Annotated in this window: 23 protein-coding genes and 2 pseudogenes; 2 read left to right on the top strand and 23 right to left on the bottom strand. The window is 70.7% G+C overall.

All coding sequences use genetic code 11. From position 1 onward, the window contains the following. Positions 1-64 precede the first annotated feature (64 nt). Positions 65-316 (top strand): annotated as a pseudogene (locus QFZ82_RS12235) (hypothetical protein); the annotation flags it as partial. Here the strand turns inward: QFZ82_RS12235 and QFZ82_RS12240 are convergent. The 6 genes from QFZ82_RS12240 to rpsB form a co-directional block, all read right to left on the bottom strand. Then, on the bottom strand, positions 304-603 hold the full coding sequence (locus tag QFZ82_RS12240; RefSeq protein ID WP_307713207.1) for a hypothetical protein: 300 nt from the start codon (positions 601-603) through the stop codon (positions 304-306). The pseudogene QFZ82_RS12235 and the gene QFZ82_RS12240 overlap by 13 nt on opposite strands. Positions 604-1,048: 445 nt before the next feature. After that, positions 1,049-2,197, bottom strand: a complete 1,149-nt coding sequence (locus QFZ82_RS12245; RefSeq protein ID WP_307713208.1) for a phosphatidate cytidylyltransferase — start codon at positions 2,195-2,197, stop codon at positions 1,049-1,051. Continuing rightward, positions 2,197-2,754 carry a ribosome recycling factor gene (frr, locus tag QFZ82_RS12250; protein ID WP_177151386.1) on the bottom strand — a complete coding sequence of 186 codons (558 nt, stop codon included), beginning with the start codon at positions 2,752-2,754 and terminating at the stop codon, positions 2,197-2,199. Before frr ends, QFZ82_RS12245 begins: the two co-directional genes overlap by 1 nt. A 135-nt stretch (positions 2,755-2,889) precedes the next feature. Further along, positions 2,890-3,654, bottom strand: a complete 765-nt coding sequence (pyrH, locus tag QFZ82_RS12255; protein WP_307713209.1) for a UMP kinase — start codon at positions 3,652-3,654, stop codon at positions 2,890-2,892. A gap of 156 nt (positions 3,655-3,810) precedes the next feature. Beyond that, on the bottom strand, positions 3,811-4,647 hold the full coding sequence (tsf, locus tag QFZ82_RS12260) for a translation elongation factor Ts (protein WP_307713210.1): 837 nt from the start codon (positions 4,645-4,647) through the stop codon (positions 3,811-3,813). Positions 4,648-4,769: 122 nt separating this feature from the next. Continuing rightward, positions 4,770-5,681 (bottom strand): 30S ribosomal protein S2, encoded by a 912-nt coding sequence (gene rpsB / locus QFZ82_RS12265; RefSeq protein WP_307713211.1) that lies wholly within the window; start codon positions 5,679-5,681, stop codon positions 4,770-4,772. Positions 5,682-5,938: 257 nt separating this feature from the next. On the opposite strand from rpsB, the gene QFZ82_RS12270 reads away from it, so the two are divergent. Continuing rightward, positions 5,939-6,652, top strand: coding sequence for a M23 family metallopeptidase (locus QFZ82_RS12270; protein ID WP_307713212.1), 714 nt, complete (start codon positions 5,939-5,941; stop codon positions 6,650-6,652). Positions 6,653-6,682: 30 nt separating this feature from the next. Here QFZ82_RS12270 and QFZ82_RS12275 read toward each other — a convergent pair whose 3' ends face one another. The 17 genes and pseudogenes from QFZ82_RS12275 to QFZ82_RS12355 form a co-directional block, all read right to left on the bottom strand. After that, positions 6,683-7,240: a TetR/AcrR family transcriptional regulator gene (locus tag QFZ82_RS12275; protein WP_307717698.1), complete on the bottom strand. Its 558-nt coding sequence runs from the start codon at positions 7,238-7,240 to the stop codon at positions 6,683-6,685. 61 nt (positions 7,241-7,301) lie between these two features. Then, positions 7,302-8,138 (bottom strand): RNA polymerase sigma factor WhiG, encoded by an 837-nt coding sequence (whiG, locus tag QFZ82_RS12280; protein ID WP_177151391.1) that lies wholly within the window; start codon positions 8,136-8,138, stop codon positions 7,302-7,304. Positions 8,139-8,378: 240 nt separating this feature from the next. Beyond that, the gene (gene dprA / locus QFZ82_RS12285; protein ID WP_373429274.1) at positions 8,379-9,596 is read right to left on the bottom strand and encodes a DNA-processing protein DprA; all 1,218 of its coding nucleotides are present in this window, start codon (positions 9,594-9,596) and stop codon (positions 8,379-8,381) included. 8 nt (positions 9,597-9,604) lie between these two features. After that, positions 9,605-11,224 (bottom strand): YifB family Mg chelatase-like AAA ATPase, encoded by a 1,620-nt coding sequence (locus QFZ82_RS12290; RefSeq protein ID WP_307713213.1) that lies wholly within the window; start codon positions 11,222-11,224, stop codon positions 9,605-9,607. Further along, positions 11,225-11,587, bottom strand: a complete 363-nt coding sequence (locus QFZ82_RS12295; RefSeq protein WP_307713214.1) for a YraN family protein — start codon at positions 11,585-11,587, stop codon at positions 11,225-11,227. A gap of 119 nt (positions 11,588-11,706) precedes the next feature. Next, the gene (locus QFZ82_RS12300) at positions 11,707-12,015 is read right to left on the bottom strand and encodes a DUF2469 domain-containing protein (RefSeq protein ID WP_005311352.1); all 309 of its coding nucleotides are present in this window, start codon (positions 12,013-12,015) and stop codon (positions 11,707-11,709) included. 55 nt (positions 12,016-12,070) lie between these two features. Next, positions 12,071-12,577: an NUDIX hydrolase gene (locus tag QFZ82_RS12305; protein WP_307713215.1), complete on the bottom strand. Its 507-nt coding sequence runs from the start codon at positions 12,575-12,577 to the stop codon at positions 12,071-12,073. Continuing rightward, on the bottom strand, positions 12,567-13,307 hold the full coding sequence (lepB, locus tag QFZ82_RS12310; protein WP_307713216.1) for a signal peptidase I: 741 nt from the start codon (positions 13,305-13,307) through the stop codon (positions 12,567-12,569). The genes QFZ82_RS12305 and lepB (QFZ82_RS12310) overlap by 11 nt, the downstream gene beginning before the upstream one ends. A 69-nt stretch (positions 13,308-13,376) precedes the next feature. Beyond that, complete coding sequence (gene lepB, locus QFZ82_RS12315; protein WP_307717700.1) at positions 13,377-14,288, bottom strand: signal peptidase I; 912 nt, start codon at positions 14,286-14,288, stop codon at positions 13,377-13,379. Then, a pseudogene (gene lepB, locus QFZ82_RS12320) lies at positions 14,260-15,265 on the bottom strand (signal peptidase I); the annotation flags it as partial. The pseudogene lepB (QFZ82_RS12320) and the gene lepB (QFZ82_RS12315), both read right to left, overlap by 29 nt. Continuing rightward, positions 15,258-16,037, bottom strand: coding sequence for a signal peptidase I (lepB, locus tag QFZ82_RS12325; RefSeq protein ID WP_307713217.1), 780 nt, complete (start codon positions 16,035-16,037; stop codon positions 15,258-15,260). The gene lepB (QFZ82_RS12325) and the pseudogene lepB (QFZ82_RS12320), both read right to left, overlap by 8 nt. 57 nt (positions 16,038-16,094) lie before the next feature. Next, complete coding sequence (rplS, locus tag QFZ82_RS12330) at positions 16,095-16,445, bottom strand: 50S ribosomal protein L19 (protein ID WP_307713218.1); 351 nt, start codon at positions 16,443-16,445, stop codon at positions 16,095-16,097. Positions 16,446-16,570: 125 nt separating this feature from the next. Further along, positions 16,571-17,392: a tRNA (guanosine(37)-N1)-methyltransferase TrmD gene (trmD, locus tag QFZ82_RS12335; protein WP_307713219.1), complete on the bottom strand. Its 822-nt coding sequence runs from the start codon at positions 17,390-17,392 to the stop codon at positions 16,571-16,573. After that, complete coding sequence (rimM, locus tag QFZ82_RS12340; protein ID WP_307713220.1) at positions 17,392-17,940, bottom strand: ribosome maturation factor RimM; 549 nt, start codon at positions 17,938-17,940, stop codon at positions 17,392-17,394. Before rimM ends, trmD begins: the two co-directional genes overlap by 1 nt. A gap of 110 nt (positions 17,941-18,050) precedes the next feature. Next, positions 18,051-18,290 (bottom strand): RNA-binding protein, encoded by a 240-nt coding sequence (locus QFZ82_RS12345; RefSeq protein WP_005311361.1) that lies wholly within the window; start codon positions 18,288-18,290, stop codon positions 18,051-18,053. 2 nt (positions 18,291-18,292) lie between these two features. Continuing rightward, the gene (gene rpsP, locus QFZ82_RS12350; protein WP_307713221.1) at positions 18,293-18,736 is read right to left on the bottom strand and encodes a 30S ribosomal protein S16; all 444 of its coding nucleotides are present in this window, start codon (positions 18,734-18,736) and stop codon (positions 18,293-18,295) included. A gap of 284 nt (positions 18,737-19,020) precedes the next feature. Next, complete coding sequence (locus tag QFZ82_RS12355) at positions 19,021-19,614, bottom strand: hypothetical protein (RefSeq protein WP_177151401.1); 594 nt, start codon at positions 19,612-19,614, stop codon at positions 19,021-19,023. Between the last annotated feature and the right edge of the window lie 172 nt (positions 19,615-19,786).

Genomic DNA, 19,786 nt, shown 5'->3' on the forward strand with positions numbered 1-19,786 from the left:
CTACCAGTGTCGCAGACCCCGTAGCTATCACCGGCCCGGCCGGGGGGCGCCCGCCGGTGCGGAGCCGTACGACTCCGCACGCGAGCACGGGATGCACGCGCTGCGGCAGTTCTACGCGTCCGTGCTGCTGGACGCCGGGGAGGACATCAAGGCCCTGAGCGAGTACCTGGGAGACTCGGAGCCTGGCCTCACGCTGCGGGTGTACGCACACCTCATGCCTACAAGCCGAGAGCGGACCCGCCGAGCCGTCGACGCTGTGTTCCTACCGGGCACCACACCCCACAGGGATGTGAGCCGGGCTCGTCAGCGCGCCTGATCCAAGCGCGAAAAGCGCCGGGGCTGGATCTCCCAGCCTCGGCCGACCATGCCGAGCGTCAGCGCCCCTCGGGCCCATGTCCCGCGCACCTTGATCTCCTCTTCGCGGTAATGTCCGCGCGTCGTGAACGCGACCTGTTCGCCGTCAAGGACGTACCGCGCCACATACACGCCGGGCTTGCTGTCTTCTCTGCGGAGCCAACCCTCCAGAGCCGCGGCACTCGTGGGCTGAGGTGCGGGTCGTACGAGCGCGTCCAGAACTGTGCCGTCCGGATAGAAGCGGAACACCTGCGTATCCGCAGCGAAAATCCCGTTCAGTGGCGGTGCCCCGCGGCGGCGCCTTCGCCTGGCCAAGCAGCCTGCCCTCCTGTGTCTCACGGCCCACACACGGCCCAGCGACCTGCTCAGGGCCGCCATCCCCTCCGTACTGGGCATGGTGCTGCCCAGTGTCGCAGCCACCGCCAGGTGGCCTGCGGCCGCTGACTCGGGCCGTGGTCGCCCGGATACGACGGTCCGGGCGGGGGCACCGTTCGGGCAGCGCCGCGCCAGACGTCGGGCACGTGGAGGCCGTCGCCGGCGAACCAGCCGGCGTGCAGCGCCGAGCCGTCCGGAGACGGGCTCCGGGGCAACGGGTCGCCCGGATACGACGGAGGGCTCGCCGTCCAGGGAGTACCCCCACGCCCCGAAGGGACCGTGGGGGAGGACAGCGAGCCCTCACGCGGAGAACCGCAGGTCAGCCGGAGCCGACGAACAGCACCAGCAACAGCCACACCACCGGGGCCGTCGGCAGCAGCGAGTCCAGCCGGTCCATGATGCCGCCGTGGCCGGGGAGCAGGGTGCCCATGTCCTTGATGCCGAGATCCCGCTTGATCATCGACTCCCCGAGGTCGCCCAGCGTCGCGCTGGCCGCGACCCCGAGGCCGAGCAGCAGGCCCTGCCACCAGGTGCCGTCGTCGACGAGGAACTGCATGCACAGTGCACCCGCCGCCATCGCGAAGGCCACCGCTCCGAGCAGTCCTTCGCGGGTCTTTCCGGGGCTGATGCGCGGCGCGAGCTTGTGCTTGCCGAAGCGCCAGCCGACCGCGTACGCACCGGTGTCGCTGACGACCGTGAGCACCAGGAAGGTGATCACCCGTTCCGGCCCGTCGTCCGCGCTGAGCATCAGCGCGACGAACGTGGCGAGGAAAGGAACGTAGAAGGCGGCGAAGACACCCGCCGTGACGTCCCTGAGGTAGCCCTCGGGCGGCTCGGTCATACGCCAGACGAACACCGCGAGCGAGGTCAGCGCCATGGCCACCCAGGCGCCCTCGGCCCCGCGCACATAGCCGGCCACGACCATGGCGGCGCCGCCGACCGCGAGCGGTACCAGCGGCGCCTTGATCTGCTTGCGCTCCTGGAGGCGGGTGGTCAGCTCCCACAGGCCGACGACGACGGCGACCGCCACCACGCCGACGAACACGGCCTTGACGATGAAGAGCGACGCGACGATCACCGCGCCGAGCCCGACACCGACCCCTATGGCCGCCCGCAGATCGCGGCCGGCCCGCTTCTTCTGCGGCGGCTGCGGCTGCTGAGGCGCTGCCGACGGCGGGCTGGGCATGGGCTCCTGCGTGTTCTCGTCGCGGAACGGGGGGCCACCGAGCCGTGCGGCCCCCCGGTCGCGGTCCTCGCGGCCGGTCCGGCCGCTGGGCCCCTCGGGGGATTCGGCGTCTCTACCTGCGTCGGGAAAGTCCGGCACGATGGGCATGGGCTGCGTCTCTGATGTATACCGCGCCTCGTGCCCATCGTAGGCGGGACCCGCCGGGAGGGGCCCCTGGTCGGGCGGTGGCCATGCACCGGCGTATCCGGCGCCGTGCGAGGCCCCCCAGGAAGAGTCGTTCATCAGACCTCGAGCAGCTCGGCTTCCTTGTGCTTGAGCAGCTCGTCCACCTGCGCGACATACTTCGCGGTGGTGTCGTCGAGCTCCTTCTCCGCACGCCGGCCCTCGTCCTCGCCGACCTCGCCGTCCTTGATGAACTTGTCGATGGTCTCCTTCGCCTTGCGGCGGACGGAGCGGATCGAGATCTTGGAGTCCTCGGCCTTCGACTTGGCGACCTTGATGAACTCCTTGCGGCGGTCCTGCGTGAGCTCCGGGAAGACCACGCGGATGATGTTGCCGTCGTTGCTCGGGTTGACACCGAGGTCCGAGTCGCGGATCGCCTGCTCGATGTTGCGCAGAGCGGTCTTGTCGAACGGCGTCACAACGGCCATCCGCGGCTCCGGGACCGAGAACGACGCCAGCTGGTTGATCGGGGTCAGGGCACCGTAGTAGTCCGCCACGATCTTGTTGAACATCGCCGGGTGCGCACGTCCGGTGCGGATCGCGGCGAAGTCATCCTTGGCGACCAGGACGGCCTTCTCCATCTTCTCCTCGGCCTCGAGGAGGGTCTCTTCGATCACCACTTGCTCCTGCGTGTCTTGAGTTGGGCCCGGCATCGGACTGGGCCGGCGGAACCTGCGTCGCGTGTTCCCTGCACGGTGTACGACCGGCAGGGCTTTGTCCATCCCCCGAGGGCGCCCCCCGAGGCCCTCGGGTCAGGCCCGGGTGTCCCGGTCGCTCACGAGCGTGCCGATCTTCTCACCCCGGACCGCCCGAGCGATATTGCCCTCGGTGAGGAGTTCGAAGACGAGGATCGGGAGCGCGTTGTCGCGGCAGAGGGTGATGGCGGTGGCGTCGGCGACCTTGAGGTTGCGGGACAGCACCTCGCCGTACTCCAGCGCGTCGAACTTCACCGCGTCGGGATTGGCCTTGGGGTCGGAGTCGTAGACGCCGTCGACACCGTTCTTGCCCATCAGCAGTGCTTCGGCGTCGATCTCCAGGGCGCGCTGGGCGGCGGTGGTGTCGGTGGAGAAGTAGGGCATGCCCATACCGGCGCCGAAGATGACGACGCGGCCCTTCTCCAGGTGCCGTACGGCGCGCAGCGGGATGTACGGCTCCGCGACCTGTCCCATCGTGATGGCGGTCTGCACACGTGAGTCGATGCCCTCCTTCTCCAGGAAGTCCTGGAGAGCGAGGCAGTTCATGACGGTGCCGAGCATGCCCATGTAGTCGGAGCGTGCCCGGTCCATGCCGCGCTGCTGGAGTTCGGCTCCGCGGAAGAAGTTTCCGCCGCCGATCACGACGGCGATCTCTGCGCCGTCGCGGACGACCGCTGCGATCTCCCGCGCGATGGCGTGTACGACGTCGGGGTCGACGCCGAGACCTGTGCCGCCGGAGAAAGCCTCTCCCGACAGCTTCAGCATGAAGCGGCCGGCCTTTTTGTCGTGCTTGTCGTCGCCTTGTGCGGCGCCCTGGTTCATGGAGATCTCCTCGTGCACATACGAAGAAGGCCATTGCCGTTGGGGTCGTGCTGTCCCTGCCGGCAATGGCCTCCTCGTCAGATCTGCGGTCGTCCGGCGCGAACGCGGACGACTGCTTCAGACCCTACCGGGGTCCGGGGTCCGTTGCGTACGGACTCAGATGCCGACCTTGATGCGGCTGAAGCGCTTCAGGGTGACACCGGCCTCGTCCAGGATCTGCTGGACCGACTTCTTGTTGTCGAGCGCGTACGGCTGGCCCAGGAGGGTGGCCTCCTTGAAGAAGCCGTTGACGCGACCCTCGACGATCTTCGGGAGAGCGGCCTCGGGCTTGCCCTCGGCGCGCGTGGTCTCCTCGGCGACGCGGCGCTCGGCCTCGACGACCTCGGCCGGGACGTCCTCGCGGGAGAGGTACTTCGGGGCGAAGGCGGCGATGTGCTGCGCGACACCCTTGGCGATCTCGGCGTTCTCCTTGTCGAGCTCGACGAGAACACCGATCTGCGGAGGCAGGTCGGGCATGGTGCGGTGCATGTACGCCGTGACGTAGCCACCGGAGAACTGCGCGAAGCGGTCCAGGACGATCTTCTCGCCGAGGTTGGCGTTGGCCTCGTCGACGTACGCCTGCACGGTCTTGCCGGGCTCGATCTCGGAGGCGAGCAGCGCCTCGATGTCCGCCGGGGAGGTGGCGGCGACGTGCGCGGCGAGCGCGTTCGCCACGGCCTGGAACTTGTCGCCCTTGGCGACGAAGTCCGTCTCGCACTTCAGCTCGACGATGACACCGGAGGTGTTGTCGTCCGCGATCAGGGAGACGACGGCACCGTTCTCGGCGGAGCGGCCCTCGCGCTTGGCGACGCCCTTCTGGCCCTTGATACGCAGGGCCTCGACGGCCTTGTCGACGTTGCCGTCCGACTCGTCCAGCGCCTTCTTGCAGTCCATCATGCCGGCGCCGGTGAGCTCGCGGAGCTTCTTGACGTCAGCGGCGGTGTAGTTCGCCATGAGTCTGAGTTTCTCTCTCGAAGTCTGAAAGATCTACGAAGATCTGGAAGATCTACGGGTGGACGGCGGGGGCTGCACGCCCCCGCCGTCGTCAACCGAACCTGTGAAGGTCAGGCCGTAGGTCAGGCCTGCTCGGCCTCGGCGGCCGGAGCCTCGGCGGCCGGAGCCTCGGCAGCCGGAGCCTCAGCAGCCGGAGCCTCGGCAGCGGCCTCGGCAGCGGCCTCGGCCGGCTTGGCCTCGGCGTCGTCGGCCTTCTTCTCGCCCTCGAGCAGGTCGCGCTCCCACTCGGCCAGCGGCTCGCCGGCGGCCTTGTCGCCCGGCTTCTGGTCGCCGGTCGCGGCGCCGGAGCGGGCGATGAGGCCCTCGGCGACGGCGTCGGCGATCACGCGGGTGAGCAGGGTGACGGAGCGGATCGCGTCGTCGTTGCCCGGGATCTTGTAGTCGACCTCGTCGGGGTCGCAGTTGGTGTCGAGGATCGCGACGACCGGGATGTGGAGCTTGCGCGCCTCACCGACGGCGATGTGCTCCTTCTTGGTGTCGACGATCCAGACGGCGCTCGGCACCTTCTGCATCTCGCGGATACCACCGAGGGTCTTCTCCAGCTTGGCCTTCTCGCGGGAGAGGACCAGGAGCTCCTTCTTGGTGAGGCCCGAGGCGGCCACGTCCTCGAAGTCGATCTGCTCGAGCTCCTTGAGGCGCTGCAGACGCTTGTAGACGGTGGAGAAGTTGGTGAGCATGCCGCCCAGCCAGCGCTGGTTGACGTAGGGCATGCCGACGCGCGTCGCCTGCTCGGCGATGGCCTCCTGGGCCTGCTTCTTCGTACCGACGAACATGATGGAGCCGCCGTGTGCGACGGTCTCCTTGACGAACTCGTAGGCGCGGTCGATGTACGACAGCGACTGGAGCAGGTCGATGATGTAGATGCCGTTGCGCTCGGTGAAGATGAAGCGCTTCATCTTCGGGTTCCAACGACGGGTCTGGTGACCGAAGTGGACGCCGCTCTCCAGCAGCTCCCGCATCGTGACGACGGCCATGGCCGTATCTCCTTGGGTTCTCGGTTGTGTCCTGACGCCCCGACGCGCCGTGCCGCAAGGGACCGAGGAGCGCGGCCACCGACCGCTGAGGGGTGGGTGGCGGGGCGTGCGAAGTCGACCCGGTGACCCGGATCGCCAGAAGAAGTGTACGGGACCCATGACGTCCCGGGTGACGGCGTTGTCCACAACCACCCGGTTGTCCACAGATCAGAGCCAAGATCACCGCGGCTGGGGCGGCCCGCGGAACGGTGTCCCCCATGAACCGCGCACTTCCCGCGAGGCACCCGCGCCGCGCCCTGCCTGTCCTGCTCCTGCTCCTGCCGGCGCTGCTCGCGTCGTCGTCCCCACGGGGGCCGGGGGCGACGGCGGGGACGGGGGCTCCGGCGGCGGAGGTGCGCCCGGTTGCGGGTGCGGCAGGGGCGGCGGCCCTGCGACGCCCCGTGGCGACGCCTCGGGAACCGGCTCTCGGAGGCGGGGCGCCGGCGAGTCCACGGTCGGAGGAAGCCGGCGGGAACGGCTCGGCCCGGAGCTGGCCCGTCGGGCCGCCCCGGCCCGCCGTCGTGCGGGGCTGGGCGCCGCCCGCTTCGCCCTACGGCGCCGGGCATCGCGGCGTCGACCTCGCCGCCCGGCCCGGCACCCCCGTCCGCGCCGCGGCGGCCAGCCGGGTCACCTTCGCCGGCCGGGTCGCGAACCGCGGCGTGCTGGTCATCAGCCTCACTGATACGGGTGACCCGCCGCTGAGGACCACGTACGAACCGGTCCGCCCCCTGGTGGACAAGGGCGAAGAGGTCGCCGCGGGGCAGGTCGTGGCGACGATCGAAGCGGGGCCGGCGCACTGCGCCGCGGGGTGCCTGCACTGGGGCCTGCTGCGGGGTACGGAGTACCTGAATCCGCTGAGCCTGCTGCCGCCGTCGATACTGCGCCGCCCGCCGTCCAGGCTGCTCCCGGTCTTCGGCGTACCGCTCCCGTAGCCCGCCGACTCCCGAGCCCGCGGTCCCGCCTCAGCCCCGGACGCCGCGCAGCGCCATGGCGACCGCCGCGTCGGCGACGGTGGCCGGGTCCTCGGCCGCGCCGAGCTCGATACGGCGGACCGCCGCGTCCACGACGCCCTGCAGCAGCATCGCCCCGAGCCGGGGTTGCTCCTGGCCCAGCTCCCCCAGTGCCTCGACGATCATCGCGATCAGCCCGCCGTGGGCGGCGCGGATCTTCTCGCGCGCTCCGGCGTCCAGCTCGCTCGCGGAGATCGCGACGACCGCCCGGTGGCGCCGGTCGCCGACCAGGTCGAGCTGCCGGCGCACATACGCCTCGACCTTGCCCTCGGGCGTGTCCGCGCGGTCCATCGCGGCCTCGACCTCCGCCGCCCACACGGGGAAGTCCACGGCGCACAGCTCTTCGACGACCGCGGCGCGCGAGCGGAAGTACTCGTAGACGGAGGACCTCGCGAGACCCGTGCGCTCGGCGAGTGCGGGGAAGGTCAGCGCCTCCGTACCGCCTTCGGACAGGAGGGAGCGCGCGGCGTCCAGCAGGGCGCCTCGCTGCATCGTCCGGTGCTCGGCCACGGAGGCCGCTCGAATCCTGGGCACGCCTCCACTGTACGGATGCGGCCCGGACGACTCGGCGTCAACGTCCTACGTCGGCCAGCTTCGCCCGCAGTTGCAGGACCGACTTCGTGTGGATCTGGCTGACGCGGCTCTCGGTGACCCCGAGGACGTGGCCGATCTCAGCCAGGGTGAGTCCTTCGTAGTAATAGAGCGTGACGACGGTCTTCTCCCGCTCGGGCAGTGTGTTGATGGCCCGGGCGAGCAGCCGGCGCAGCTCCCGGTCCTCGGCGACCTCGACCGGATTGTCCGCCGCCGTGTCCTCCAGCGTGTCCATGAGGCTGAGCCGGTCGCCCCCCTCGCCTCCCGCGTGCAGCAACTCTTCCAGCGCCACGACGTTGGCCAGGGACAACTGGCTGAAAACCGCGTGCAGTTCCTCGACCGGGACGCCCATCTCGGCGGCGACCTCGGCCTCCGAGGGCGTGCGCCGCAGCTGGGCCTCCAGCGTGGCGTAGGCGCGTTCGACGGCACGGGCCTTCTGCCGCACCGAGCGGGGGATCCAGTCCAGCGCCCGCAGTTCGTCGATCATCGCGCCCCGGATACGGGTGATCGCGTACGTCTCGAACTTGATCGACCGGTCGAGGTCGAACTTCTCGATGGCGTCGATGAGCCCGAAGACGCCGGAGGAGACGAAATCGGCCTGCTCGACGTTGGACGGCAGCCCCACGCTGACGCGGCCCGCCACGTACTTGACCAGCGGCGAGTAGTGCAGGATCAACTGCTCCCGCAACCGCTCGTCACCCGTGGCCTTGTACGACCGCCACAGCTCCTCGACCGACGAGGGAGCCGAGGGCCGCACGGTGCCACGTGCAGCGGGTGGCACTGCCGCGCGGTCAGACCCGGACGTGTGCTGGGGCATGCGTTGTCTTGAGCCGTTCTGCTGTGAGGGGGCGGGAGGGGGCGGCCGAGGCCGGAACCCGGTGAGCGTAGCGTGACTACGCCGTCGCGGTGGGCGAGGGAAGCGGAAGGAACCTGCCCGGGTATTCGCCCTCGCCCACACCTTCGATTCGGGGCCGATGCCCTGCGCACCGGCCCCTCAGGCGTCACGCACGGGACTCCGAAGGTCATCGCCTTCACCTTTTCACCCGAATGCTCCAGGTCAAGCATCGCCTCGCCGCGCGTTCGAACCGCGAATGGCGCGAGACGTCAACCTCCACCCTTCCGTGCACCGCTCGACGAAGCCGAGCGAGTGCAGTTCGTACAGCCTGCCGAGCGCCTCGTCGTCCGTCGTACCGGCGCACCGAGCGGCCTCACCACAGGAGACCGCACGCCGCGCGGGCAGCGCCTCGAGGACCCGCCTGCTGCGGGGATCCAGCAGATCCCTGGGCAGGACGGGACCGGTGCGCTCGGGCGCGAGGTCGCCCATGTCACCCACGAGCTCGACCACTTCGGCGGCGTCGGTGACGAGCATGGCCCCGCCGCGCAGCAGTTCGTGCACCCCGGCCGAAAGACCGCTGGTCACGGTCCCGGGAACGCCTATCGTGAAGCGTCCGAGCTGCTGCGCCCTGCGGGCGGTGACGAGGGAGCCGCTGCGGTACTCGGCCTCGACGACGACGGTGCCCCGGGTGAGCGCGGCGATCACCCGGTTCCTGAGGACGAACCGGCTCGGGGTGGGATGGTCTCCGGGCGGCAACTCGCCGACGACGAGCCCCTGTTGCACGATGCGCTTGATCAGTTCCGTGTGACCGGGCGGATAGACGACGTCGACCCCGCAGGCCAGGACGGCGACGGTGGCGCCACCGGCGGCGAGCGCGCCCCGGTGCGCCGCGCCGTCGACGCCGAAGGCCGCCCCGGACACCACCACCCAGCCCCGCTCGGCGAGCCCGGTGGCGAGCACGGCCGACATGTGCGCCCCGTACGGCGTGCAGGCCCGGGCTCCGACCACGGCCACCGACCGCAGTGCCCAGGTGCGCAAGTCGGGCCGGCCCCGCACCCACAGGCCGAGGGGGCGGGCGTCACCGAGGTCGTCGAGCTGGGTCGGCCACTCCGTGTCCCCCGGCATGACGAACCTGCCCCCGAGCCTGCGGATCGCCGCCAGCCGCTGACCCGGCACGACCCCGGCGGCACGGGCACGCAGCCCGGCCACCCGGCGCTCCGTCGCCCCCGGCAGGGCCCCCTTCTCGCACGCGTCCGACATCAGCAGCGCCAGCAGCCCCTGCGCGCCGAACTCCCTCAGCCAGCGGCCGCCCTTCTCGTCGCCCGGCTCAAGGATCTGCGTCAGCGCCGAACGCGCCACCCGCTCCGCTTCGTCCTTCGGCCCCGGCCCACTCAGCGGAGCGTCCTGGCCCGGGATGCCCGCGGTGCCGTCTCGTCGCACCGCCCCCGTCACCGCGCCGCCCCCGCGACGGCCGGGACGCCCCTGGCGATGCCGGTGCGCAGTTCGAGAGCGAGGGCGACGTCCTGCGCCTCCGGCCGGTCGTGTCCCGCGAGGTCGGCGATCGTCCACGCGACGCGCAGCACCCGGTCGAGGCCGCGCGCCGTGAGCAGTCCGCGCTCCACGTCCCGCTCGGCCGCGCCCAGGGCCCCGGGCGCGACGGTCCAGCGGGTGCGCAGCTCATGGCCGGGCACCTCGCTGTTGACCGTCCACGGCGTGCCCTCGAGACGGGCGGCGGCCCGCTGTCTGGCCTCCTGTACTCGGTCGGCGACCAGCGCCGTGGACTCGCCGCGCCCGCCGTGGGCGAGGAGGTCGGAGCGGCTCACCGGCTCGACCTGGATCCGCAGGTCGACCCGGTCGAGCAGAGGCCCCGACAGCCGCGCCTGGTACCGCCTGATCACGGACGAGGGGCATTCGCAGCCCGCGCCGTGCAGGGTGTGCCTCCCGCACGGGCAGGGATTGGCGGCGAGCACCATGAGGAACCGGGCGGGCAGCCGCACCACTCCCCCGCTCCTGGCGACCACGACATGGCCCGACTCCAGCGGCTGGCGCAGAGCGTCCAGCGCCTTTCCCGAGAACTCGGGCGCTTCGTCGAGAAAGAGCACCCCTCGGTGGGCCAGCGAGACCGCGCCCGGCTTCGGCAGCCCGTTGCCCCCGCCGACCAGGGCCTGCATGGTGGCCGAGTGGTGCGGCGCGCAGTACGGCGGGGTCCTGACAAGCGGCTCGCCCGGCGGCAGGATGCCGGCCACCGAGTGGACCGCCGTCACCTCCAGGGACTCCCGCCGGGTCAGCGGCGGCAGGACGGCGGGCAGCCGCTCGGCCAGCATCGTCTTGCCCGCGCCGGGCGGTCCCGAGAGCAGGAGATGGTGCCCGCCGGCCGCCGCGACCTCCAGCCCGGTGCGTGCCGCGTGCTGGCCCGCCACGTCGGCCAGGTCGGGCCCGTCGCTGTCCGGCCGGTCGACCGCGACTCCGGTGCCGACGCCCGCGCCGGGGACCAGGAGGCCCGCGAGCATGGCGTCGGGGCGGCCCGGCTCGACGGGCTCCTCGTCCGGGACCGGCTCGTCGGCCAGGACGGCGATGAGCTGACGCAGGCTGCGCACCCCGAGGACCGAGATCCCCGGCACGAGCGCGGCCTCCCCGGCCGTCTGCTCGGGGACGACCACGTGCTCGTACCCCGCCTCGGCCGCGGCGAGCACCGCCGGGAGCACCCCGCGCACGGGCCGTACCCGACCGTCGAGCCCGAGCTCCCCGATCAGCACGAGATCGGCGATCTGCCGCGGGTCGACGCGCTCGGCGGCGCCCAGGACGGCACACGCCACCGCCAGGTCGAATCCGCTTCCGCCCTTGGGCACGGAGGCCGGGCTCAGCCCCACCGTGAGCTTTTTCTGCGGCCATTCGCCGCCCGAGTTGACCACGGCCGCGCGCACCCGGTCCCGGCTCTCCACCAGGCTCTTGTCCGGCAGACCGACCAGGGTGAACGCGGCGACCCCCGGCTCCAGGTCCGCCTGGACCTCGACGACCACGCCCTCGACGCCCACGAGCGCCACGGAACAGGCACGGGCGAACCCCATCTAGGCCACCCCCCGGGCGTGCTCGACGACGGCAGCCCCGCGGCGGGGCAGCGTCACGCCCACGAGATCGATGCGCACTCCGCCCGGCGGCGGGCCTCCGTACCGCTCCAGCCAGCAGTCGGCGAGACGCCGGAGCCGTCTCGCCTTGGCCGGGGTGACGGCGGCCATCGGATGCTCGTAGCAGCCGGCTCTGCGGGTCTTGACCTCGCAGACCACCACCGTGTCGCCGTCGCGGGCGACGATGTCGATCTCACCGGCGCGTCCACAGCGCCAGTTCCTCGCCAGCAGGCGCATTCCGGACCCGACCAGCAGCCGTGCCGCCAGGTCCTCGCCGTACCGTCCCAGTGCCCGCGTCGCGTTCATTTCGGCACCACCTCCGGCACCGACTCTGATACGCCCGCCCCGAAGTTGTGGATCTTGGGGGAAAACCGTGGACAACTGCCCGGTTGTGGAAAACTCCGTCACCCGGACGGGGACAGCGGTCAGCTGCCGGGCAGCTCCAGGTCGCTCTTGTTGAGCTCCTCGATGTTCACGTCCTTGAAGGTGAGCACCCGGACCTGCTTGACGAAGCGGGCCGGGCGGTACATGTCCCAGACCCAGGCGTCGGCCATCGAGACCTCGAAGAAGACCTCACCCTGTACCGAGTGCACCTGCATCTCGTAGTCGTTGGTGAGGTAGAAGCGGCGCTCGGTCTCGATCACGTATTTGAACAGCCCGACGACATCTCGGTACTCCCGGTAGAGCTTCAGCTCCATCTCGGTCTCGTACTTCTCGAGGTCCTCGGCGCTCATGGCATGTTCCCCTTCAGCCTTGCGTCCCCCTATTGTGCGCCAGCGTCCTGGGCCCCTAGACGATTTCCGGGGCCAGTACCACCGGCACACGTGGAGGTCCTTCGTCGAGCAGCGTACGCAGCAACTCGGCGAGCCTGGTCGGGTACACCGTCTCATGGGCCGCCGACAGTTCGGCGGAGGTCCACCACCTCAGGCCCCTGACGCTTCGGCGCTCCAGGTCCGTGAGCGCCTGCGGGGCCGCATCGGTGCAGGTGGTACGCGCCAGGAAGTACCACTCGTCCTGGTCCCAGCGCCGCCCGGCGAACGGGAACGAGCAGTGCCGCTGCCACAGGACGGGCCCCAGTTCCACCTCGGTGATACCGGTTTCCTCAGCCAGCTCGCGCAGAGCCGCCTCCTCGCGGCTCTCCTCCCCCTCGAGACCGCCGCCGGGGGTGAACCACCAGTCGTCCGCCGGATCATCCGGCTCGAAGCCGTGCATCAGCAGGATCCGGTCCTCCGGGTCAAGCAGCACGACCCGGGCGACCTTCCGCGATCCGGCCGCGGCCGGCACCTCATGCGGCACCCGCGGTCACCGCCTGCCCGCGCCGTCCCCCGCCGATCCGGGCGGCCACCGGCCCGTACGCCGCGCCGCCCACGATGAGGACGGCTCCGGCCACGACGGCCGCGACCATGAGCCCCACCGGCCCCGGCTGGGACACCCCGCCGGGCAGTGCGGCGAATCCTTCGGGGCGGTCCACCACCCCGCCGCTCAGCGGCCAGGCCACGGCGTCCACTCGCGCCTCCACGGCCGAGCGGGGCACCGATCCCTGGCCCGCCTCCTGGAGGTGGGACCGGGAGTCCAGGGAGCCCTTGCGCTCGTCACCGAGCAGGAACAGCTGTCCCTCGGGCACCTCCGCGGTGAACTTCTCCGCGGCCGGCCCCGAGCCGTGCAGATAGGGTTCGTCGACGGCCTTGCCGTTGACGGTCAGGCGCCCCTCGTCGCAGCAGGTGATCTCGTCGCCGCCGATCCCGACCACGCGCTTGACCATGGGCATGTCGCCCCAGGTGCTGTCGCGGAAGACGACGACGTCACCGCGCCGCACCTCGTCGCCGGATATGCGCTCGGCGAGGACCCGGTCGCCCGCCTGCACGGTCGGCGACATCGAGTCCGTGGGGACCGTGTACGGCTGGTAGACCAGGGCGCCCCAGACGAATCCCCCCAGGAAGAGCACACAGCCCACGGCCACGGCTATGCCCGACAAGGCCGCCCCGAGCCTGCCCTCACCGTCGCCCTCACGTCGTGCACCGCTCATTCCAGCGCTCCCGCCTCGGAGATCCCGTCCCCGGATACCGGTACCGGGTCTGCTGTCCGGGACCGCACACTACCCGGCGGTACGCACGCGTGGTGTGCCGTCCTGCCGCCTCCTGCGCCACAGCACGATCGGCACGGCACCGGCCAGGCCAACGGCCGCGGGCGCCGAGGAGAGCGCGGCGGCCACTCCCGGCTGCTCGAAGGTGTCCGGCACCGGGAGCGTGGACCAGCGGTTCAGCGGCCAGGCCACGACGACCGCACGGCCGACGACCTTTTCGACGGGGACGAAGCCGCCGTTGACGTCCTCCATGTGGTACCGGGAGTCCTGGGAGTTCTGGCGGTTGTCGCCCATCACCCAGATACGGTCCTTCGGCACGGTCAGCGGCCCGAAGGAGGACTGCTCGTCGCACGGAGTGCTGCCCGGGTAGATGTACGGCTCGTCCAGCGGCTTGCCGTTGACCTTGAGCGGACCGTCCTTCTTGCACTCCACGGTGTCGCCGGCGACCGCGATCGTCCGCTTGATGAGGTCCTTCTCCTCGGAGGACGGCATCAGCCCGATGAAGCTGAGGACCTCCTGGAGCGCGTTCGGCTCCGGCGTGGGCTCGCCGTCCAGCCAGCCGCCCGGGTCGTGGAAGACGACGACCTCGCCGCGCTCGGGCTCGGAGCCGAACCACGGCGAGAGCTTGTCGACGAGCACCCGGTCGCCGCGCTGCAGCGTGTTCATCATCGAGTCCGACGGGATGGAGAACGCCTGCACCAGGAAGGTCTTGATCAGAAGCGCGAGCAGCAGCGCGATACCGATCAGGAGCGGCAGTTCCTTCCAGAAGGATCGCTGCTTCTTCTGTCCCGTACCGCTGCCCTCCGGCGCCTCGTCGTCCCCGGTCGTCGGCACCGCCCCGTCCGTCACGTCCGAAGGCTGCTCGGGGGGTCGCCCCTGCCGGTCCTCGGGATCATCGTGTCCGGACCGTGCGCCGACCGCCACGTCCCCCACATCCACTCCTCACGCTGCGCCAACCGCCTGCCCCGTACAAGGAGCAGGCCCACCACTCCCATAACGAGCGGGAGTTCCGCAGGGCTCGGGAGCAGGACCATTCCGTTCAGATCCTGAGAGGACACACTATTCGACCTCGGTGCCGCCGCGGTCTCTCCGGCGCGCGCGTTCGGGACGGATGCGTAGGTCTCCGGTTCCTCCAGTCTGCGCCAGTGGTCCAGCGGCCAGGCGATGACGACGGCGCGTCCGACGACCTGGTCCTCGGCCACGGTGCCCTCGCCCTCCTCGTCGAGGTGGAAGCGGGAGTCGGCGGAGTTGGAACGGTGGTCGCCCATCACGAACAGCCGCCCGGCGGGCACTTTCACGTCGAACTTCATGGTCGACGGAACGTTTCCGGGGTGCAGATAGGGCTCGTTCAGCGGCACGCCGTTGACGGTGACGAGGCCGTTCGCGTCGCAGCACTTGACGGTGTCCCCGCCGACCGCCACGACCCGCTTGATCAGGTCGCGCTCGTCGTCGGACGGCAGCAGCCCGATGAACGTCAGCCCCTGTTTGACCTGCTTGACCACGACCGGATCGTCGGCCTTCGGCTTCTCGTCCTGCGGCAGCCAGCCGCCGGGGTCCTTGAAGACGACGACGTCACCGCGCTGCGGCTTCGAGCCGAACCACGGCGTGAGCTTGTCGACCAGGACCCGGTCCTGGATGCGGATCGTCTGCTCCATCGAGCCGGACGGGATGACAAAGGCCTGCACCAGGAACGTCTTCAGCACCAGGGCTATCAGCAGCGCCACGGTGATCAGGAGGGGTATCTCCTTGACGGCCGAGCGGCGGCGTTTGCGCCGGACCTTCTGCGCGAGCCTGCGCCGCTCCGCCCGGCCCGGAAGGGGCCGCCCGCCGTCCGTGGGCCGCGTCCCGGTGGGCAGCCGGGTGTCGGCCCGGTGGCTGGCACGGCGTCCGCGGTTACCCATGGCCACCGCCGGACAGCGGGCCGGGGTCCGGGACGCCGGCGAAGGCGTCGGTGGGCTCCAGGCCGGACCAGCGCCCCGCGGGCCAGCCGATCCAGTCGGCGCGGCCGATCACCCTGTCCACGGGCACCATTCCGCCGCCCGGCTCACCGAGGTGGTCCCGGGAGTCGCGTGACGCGCTGCGGTGGTCGCCCATGACCCACAGTTTCCCCTCGGGGACGACGATGTCGAAGGCCACCTCCGAGGGCACGCCGTCGGGGTGGAGGTATCTCTCCTCGACCGGTGCACCGTTCACCTCGATCCTGCCCTCCGTGTCGCAGCAGACCACCCGGTCCCCGCCCGTGCCCACCACGCGTTTGACGAAATCCGTCTCGGCAGGCTCCGCGAGCCCGAGCATGGCGAGCCCCTCTCGTACTACGGAACTGACGGGGTTTTCCGTCAGTTCCTCGGGTACGAAGGAACCTCTGCCGTCGAAGACGACGACGTCTCCGCGTGCCGGCCCGGAGCCGGACCGGTAGGCCAGCTTGTTCACCAGCACCCGGTCGCCGACCTGCAGGGCGGGTTCCATGGAGCTGCTCGGGATCTGGAAGGGCTGCACCACGAAGTGGCTGAACAGCAGGACGAAGACGGTGCAGGCGACACCGGTCAGCGCCGCGGTGCGCAGGGACATCCAGGAGAGGCCGGAACGACGCGCGGAGCGCGACCCCTCTCCCTGCACCCCGTCGTCGGGTGCGGAAGAGCGGTCGCGCTCCGTGTGCTGTGCTTCGGTGTCCATCGGTGGCAGAGCCTATCCGGCCGCCCTGTGACACCGGGCGCGCGTATGAGCCGGAGCTCAGTTGTCGCGCTTCTCCTTGATCTTGGCGGCCTTGCCGCGCAGGTCGCGCAGGTAGTACAGCTTGGCGCGACGGACGTCACCGCGGGTGACGAGCTCGATCTTCTCGAAGATCGGGCTGTGCACCGGGAAGGTGCGCTCGACGCCGACGGAGAAGGAGACCTTGCGGACCGTGAAGGTCTCGCTCACGCCCGCGCCCTGGCGGCGGATGACGACGCCCTTGAACTGCTGGATACGGGAGCGGTTGCCCTCGATGACGCGAACGTGGACGTTCACGGTGTCACCGGGACGGAAGGCCGGGACGTCGGTGCGCAGCGAAGCCGCGTTGACGCTGTCGAGCAGGTGAGCCATGGTGGTCTGCTTCCTCGCCGATGCCACAGGTCATCGACGGAATGTCGTGATGAGAAGGGGTGCCTCCGCCGGGCGGGCGTCGTTCCCCCTGTGGCAGGGGCGCCGGCCGGACGTACAGCAGCGGCTCATTCTTCCATGGCCTCGGGCCTGCGCCAAAATCGGCCGCCGGGCTCCGGGGCCCAGCCGAGCAGGGAGAGGATCTCCCTGTCCTTCTTGTCGAAGGCCGCGGGGTCGCAACGCTCGATGAGGTCGGGCCTGTTGAGGGCGGTACGGCGGAACGCCTCGTCCCGCCGCCAGCGCGCGATCTTCCCGTGATGGCCGCTGATCAGCACGTCCGGGATCGCGCGTCCGCGCCAGACGGGGGGCTTGGTGTAGACGGGCCCCTCCAGCAGATTGGCCATGGCGCCGGGCGCGAAGGAGTCGTCCCGGTGCGACTCGGCGTTGCCGAGGACGCCGGGGAGCAGCCGGGCCACGGCCTCCGTGATGACCAGGACGGCCGCCTCGCCGCCCGCCAGCACGTAGTCGCCGATGGAGACCTCGTACACCGGCATACGCGTCGCGTACTCGTCGACGACCCTGCGGTCGATGCCCTCGTAGCGGGCGGGCGTGAAGATGAGCCAGGGCCGCTCGGAGAGCTCGACGGCGAGCTCCTGGGTGAAGGGGCGGCCGCTGGGCGTCGGGACGACCAGGACGGGGCCGTGGGCGCCCGACTCGTAGCCGCTCGCGAGGACCTCGTCCAGGGCGTCGCCCCACGGATCGGTCTTCATGACCATGCCGGGGCCGCCGCCGTACGGGGTGTCGTCGACCGTGTTGTGGCGGTCGTACGTCCAGTCGCGCAGGTCGTGCACGTGCACGCCGAGCTGTCCCCGGGCGCGCGCCTTGCCGACGAGAGAGACGTTCAGCGGCTCCAGGTACTCGGGGAAGATCGTGACGACGTCGAGCCGCATCAGGACTCTTCCTCGCGGCTGGACACGATCTCGGCCTGGCTGTCGTCGATGAGGCCGGGCGGCGGGTCGATGACGGCCTTCTGCTCGGCCAGGTCGATCTCGGTGACGATCTCCTCGACGAACGGGATCATCACCTCGCTGCCGTCGGGCCGCTCGACGATGAACAGGTCCTGCGAGGGCAGATGGCTGATCTCGGTGATCCGCCCGATCTCCGTGCCGTCCGCGAGCACCACGTCGAGGTCCATCAGCTGGTGGTCGTAGTACTCGTCGGGGTCCTCGGGAAGCTCCTCGGGGTCCACCTCGGCGATGAGCAGGGTGTTGCGCAGGGCCTCGGCGGCGTTGCGGTCGCGTACGCCCTCGAAGCGCAGCAGGAGCCGGCTGCTGTGCACCCGGCCCGACTCGATGGTCAGCGGCCCCGCGGCGGGCGGGTCGGTGGCCAGTACGGCGCCGGGGCCGAGCCGCAGTTCCGGCTCGTCCGTGCGCACCTCGACGGTGACCTCGCCCTTGATGCCATGGGCGCGGCCGATCCGTCCCACTACCAGCTGCACGCTTGTGTCTCCTTCGATACGACGACGGGCCGGGGCGGGCCCGTAGGCCCTCCCCGGCCCGAGCCGGTGCTGCGGGGATCCGGGGGAACCGGATCCACATTCACCTTCGATCAGCGGACCTGGTCCACATCGACGAGGTCGACGCGGATGCCACGGCCGCCGATGGCGCCCACGACGGTACGCAGGGCGCGCGCGGTGCGGCCGTTGCGGCCGATCACCTTACCGAGGTCGTCGGGGTGCACCCGGACCTCCAGCACGCGGCCGCGGCGCAGGTTGCGCGAGGCGACCTGCACATCGTCCGGGTTGTCGACGATGCCCTTCACGAGGTGCTCGAGAGCCTCCTCGAGCATGCTCAGGCCTCGGTCGACTCGGCGGGAGCGGCCTCGGCCTCGTCCGCCTTCTTGTCGGCCTTCTTCACCTTCGGGGTGATGGCCTCACCCTTGGCGTCGTCGCCCTCCAGAGCCTTGGCGAAGGCGTCGAAGGAGGCACGCTTGTCCTCCTTGGCCGCCGGGGCCAGCAGCGGCTTCTCCGGAGCCGGCAGGCCCTTGACCTTCTGCCAGTCGCCGGTGAGCTTCAGGATGGCGAGGACCGGCTCGGTCGGCTGGGCGCCGACGGACAGCCAGTACTGCGCACGCTCCGAGTCGACCTCGATGCGCGACGGGTTGTACGTCGGGTGGTAGAGGCCGATCTCCTCGATGGCCCGGCCGTCACGGCGGGTACGGGAGTCGGCGACGACGATGCGGTAGTGGGGCTGGCGAATCTTGCCGAGACGCTTCAGCTTGATCTTGACTGCCACGGGAGTGGTGTCTCCTGGTCTTGACGTGGTTGGGCACAACGAGATGCCACGTGGGGTTGCGGTACTCGGGTGCCCGATGGACGCGTCAGCCGGAGGCGAGAGGGTTCCTGTGCGGCTGTCGAGTACAGCTAGCCATTGTGCCATACGCACGCCGCGGCATCTCACCCGCCCGGCACGCCGTGACCAGCCCCGGCACGCCGCCCCGAAGGCAGGAGAAAGAGAGCCGGCGGGTGGACGCGCCCGCTCACGCAGGCGCCGCCGCGCCGCCGGCGCCGGTACGCCGGTCAGCTCGCGGCGCCGACCGCTTCCGGGATACGGAACGGCTTCCCGCATCCTCCGCAGACGATGGGCGCCTGGGCGAGGACCGACGGCACCACTCTCACGTTGCGGCCGCAGTCGCAGACGGCCTTCACCCGCACGCCTCCGCCCGAGGAGCCGTGCCGGGCGGCCGGCCCGCGGAAGGAGCGCTTGGTGTCGGAGGCCGTCGCTGCTGTGTGCGCCTTCAGGGCGCGCTGCAGCCGCTCGATCGTCGGGCGGTATCGCCGCTTGGCCTCGGGGTTGAGCACGACCAGGGAGAAACCGCTGCTCGGGTGCGGCTCCTCCACATGGTCCAGGCCCATCTCCTCGGCGATCGCGAGGAACCGTCGGTTGTGGTAGCGGCCGGCGCGGGAGGTGTCACGGACGCCTCGCGCGGCGGCGATGCCGTGGACTGCCTCGTGAAGCAGTCGCTCGAAGGAGAGCTCGGCGCCGCAGGCGGACGAGGACTCTCCGATCAGGGACTCGGGCGCGGCAAGATCCGGCAGCTCGGGGTGGTGCCGCTGAATGTCGGCCCACGCCTGTGCCAGCTCTGCGGCGAGAACAGGTGGTGTCGTGCTCACGTCGTGATAACGAGCCGGGAGCCCGCCGGGTTCCATTCCGGGGCATCACAAATAATTTGCACGTACCCGTCAGTTGCCGTTGATGCATCAAGACGAGGGCGGGTGCGCTGATCTGCGGAGAAGCCTCGCAGCTCGTAACAAGCCGGTACGTAGCGCGCGTCGGCGGAATGCC

The organism is Streptomyces sp. V4I23 (assembly GCF_030817975.1).
Lineage (GTDB): Bacteria > Actinomycetota > Actinomycetes > Streptomycetales > Streptomycetaceae > Streptomyces.

Excerpts from the sequence above, each read along its gene's own strand:
- QFZ82_RS12245 (WP_307713208.1), bottom strand. The coding sequence starts at position 2,197 with ATGAACGACTCTTCCTGGGGGGCCTCGCACGGCGCCGGATACGCCGGT.
- pyrH (WP_307713209.1), bottom strand. The coding sequence starts at position 3,654 with ATGAACCAGGGCGCCGCACAAGGCGACGACAAGCACGACAAAAAGGCC.
- tsf (WP_307713210.1), bottom strand. The coding sequence starts at position 4,647 with ATGGCGAACTACACCGCCGCTGACGTCAAGAAGCTCCGCGAGCTCACC.
- rpsB (WP_307713211.1), bottom strand. The coding sequence starts at position 5,681 with ATGGCCGTCGTCACGATGCGGGAGCTGCTGGAGAGCGGCGTCCACTTC.
- QFZ82_RS12270 (WP_307713212.1), top strand. The coding sequence starts at position 5,939 with ATGAACCGCGCACTTCCCGCGAGGCACCCGCGCCGCGCCCTGCCTGTC.
- whiG (WP_177151391.1), bottom strand. The coding sequence starts at position 8,138 with ATGCCCCAGCACACGTCCGGGTCTGACCGCGCGGCAGTGCCACCCGCT.
- QFZ82_RS12290 (WP_307713213.1), bottom strand. The coding sequence starts at position 11,224 with ATGGGGTTCGCCCGTGCCTGTTCCGTGGCGCTCGTGGGCGTCGAGGGC.
- QFZ82_RS12295 (WP_307713214.1), bottom strand. The coding sequence starts at position 11,587 with ATGAACGCGACGCGGGCACTGGGACGGTACGGCGAGGACCTGGCGGCA.
- QFZ82_RS12300 (WP_005311352.1), bottom strand. The coding sequence starts at position 12,015 with ATGAGCGCCGAGGACCTCGAGAAGTACGAGACCGAGATGGAGCTGAAG.
- lepB (WP_307713216.1), bottom strand. The coding sequence starts at position 13,307 with ATGAGCGGTGCACGACGTGAGGGCGACGGTGAGGGCAGGCTCGGGGCG.
- lepB (WP_307713217.1), bottom strand. The coding sequence starts at position 16,037 with ATGGACACCGAAGCACAGCACACGGAGCGCGACCGCTCTTCCGCACCC.
- rplS (WP_307713218.1), bottom strand. The coding sequence starts at position 16,445 with ATGGCTCACCTGCTCGACAGCGTCAACGCGGCTTCGCTGCGCACCGAC.
- trmD (WP_307713219.1), bottom strand. The coding sequence starts at position 17,392 with ATGCGGCTCGACGTCGTCACGATCTTCCCCGAGTACCTGGAGCCGCTG.
- QFZ82_RS12345 (WP_005311361.1), bottom strand. The coding sequence starts at position 18,290 with ATGCTCGAGGAGGCTCTCGAGCACCTCGTGAAGGGCATCGTCGACAAC.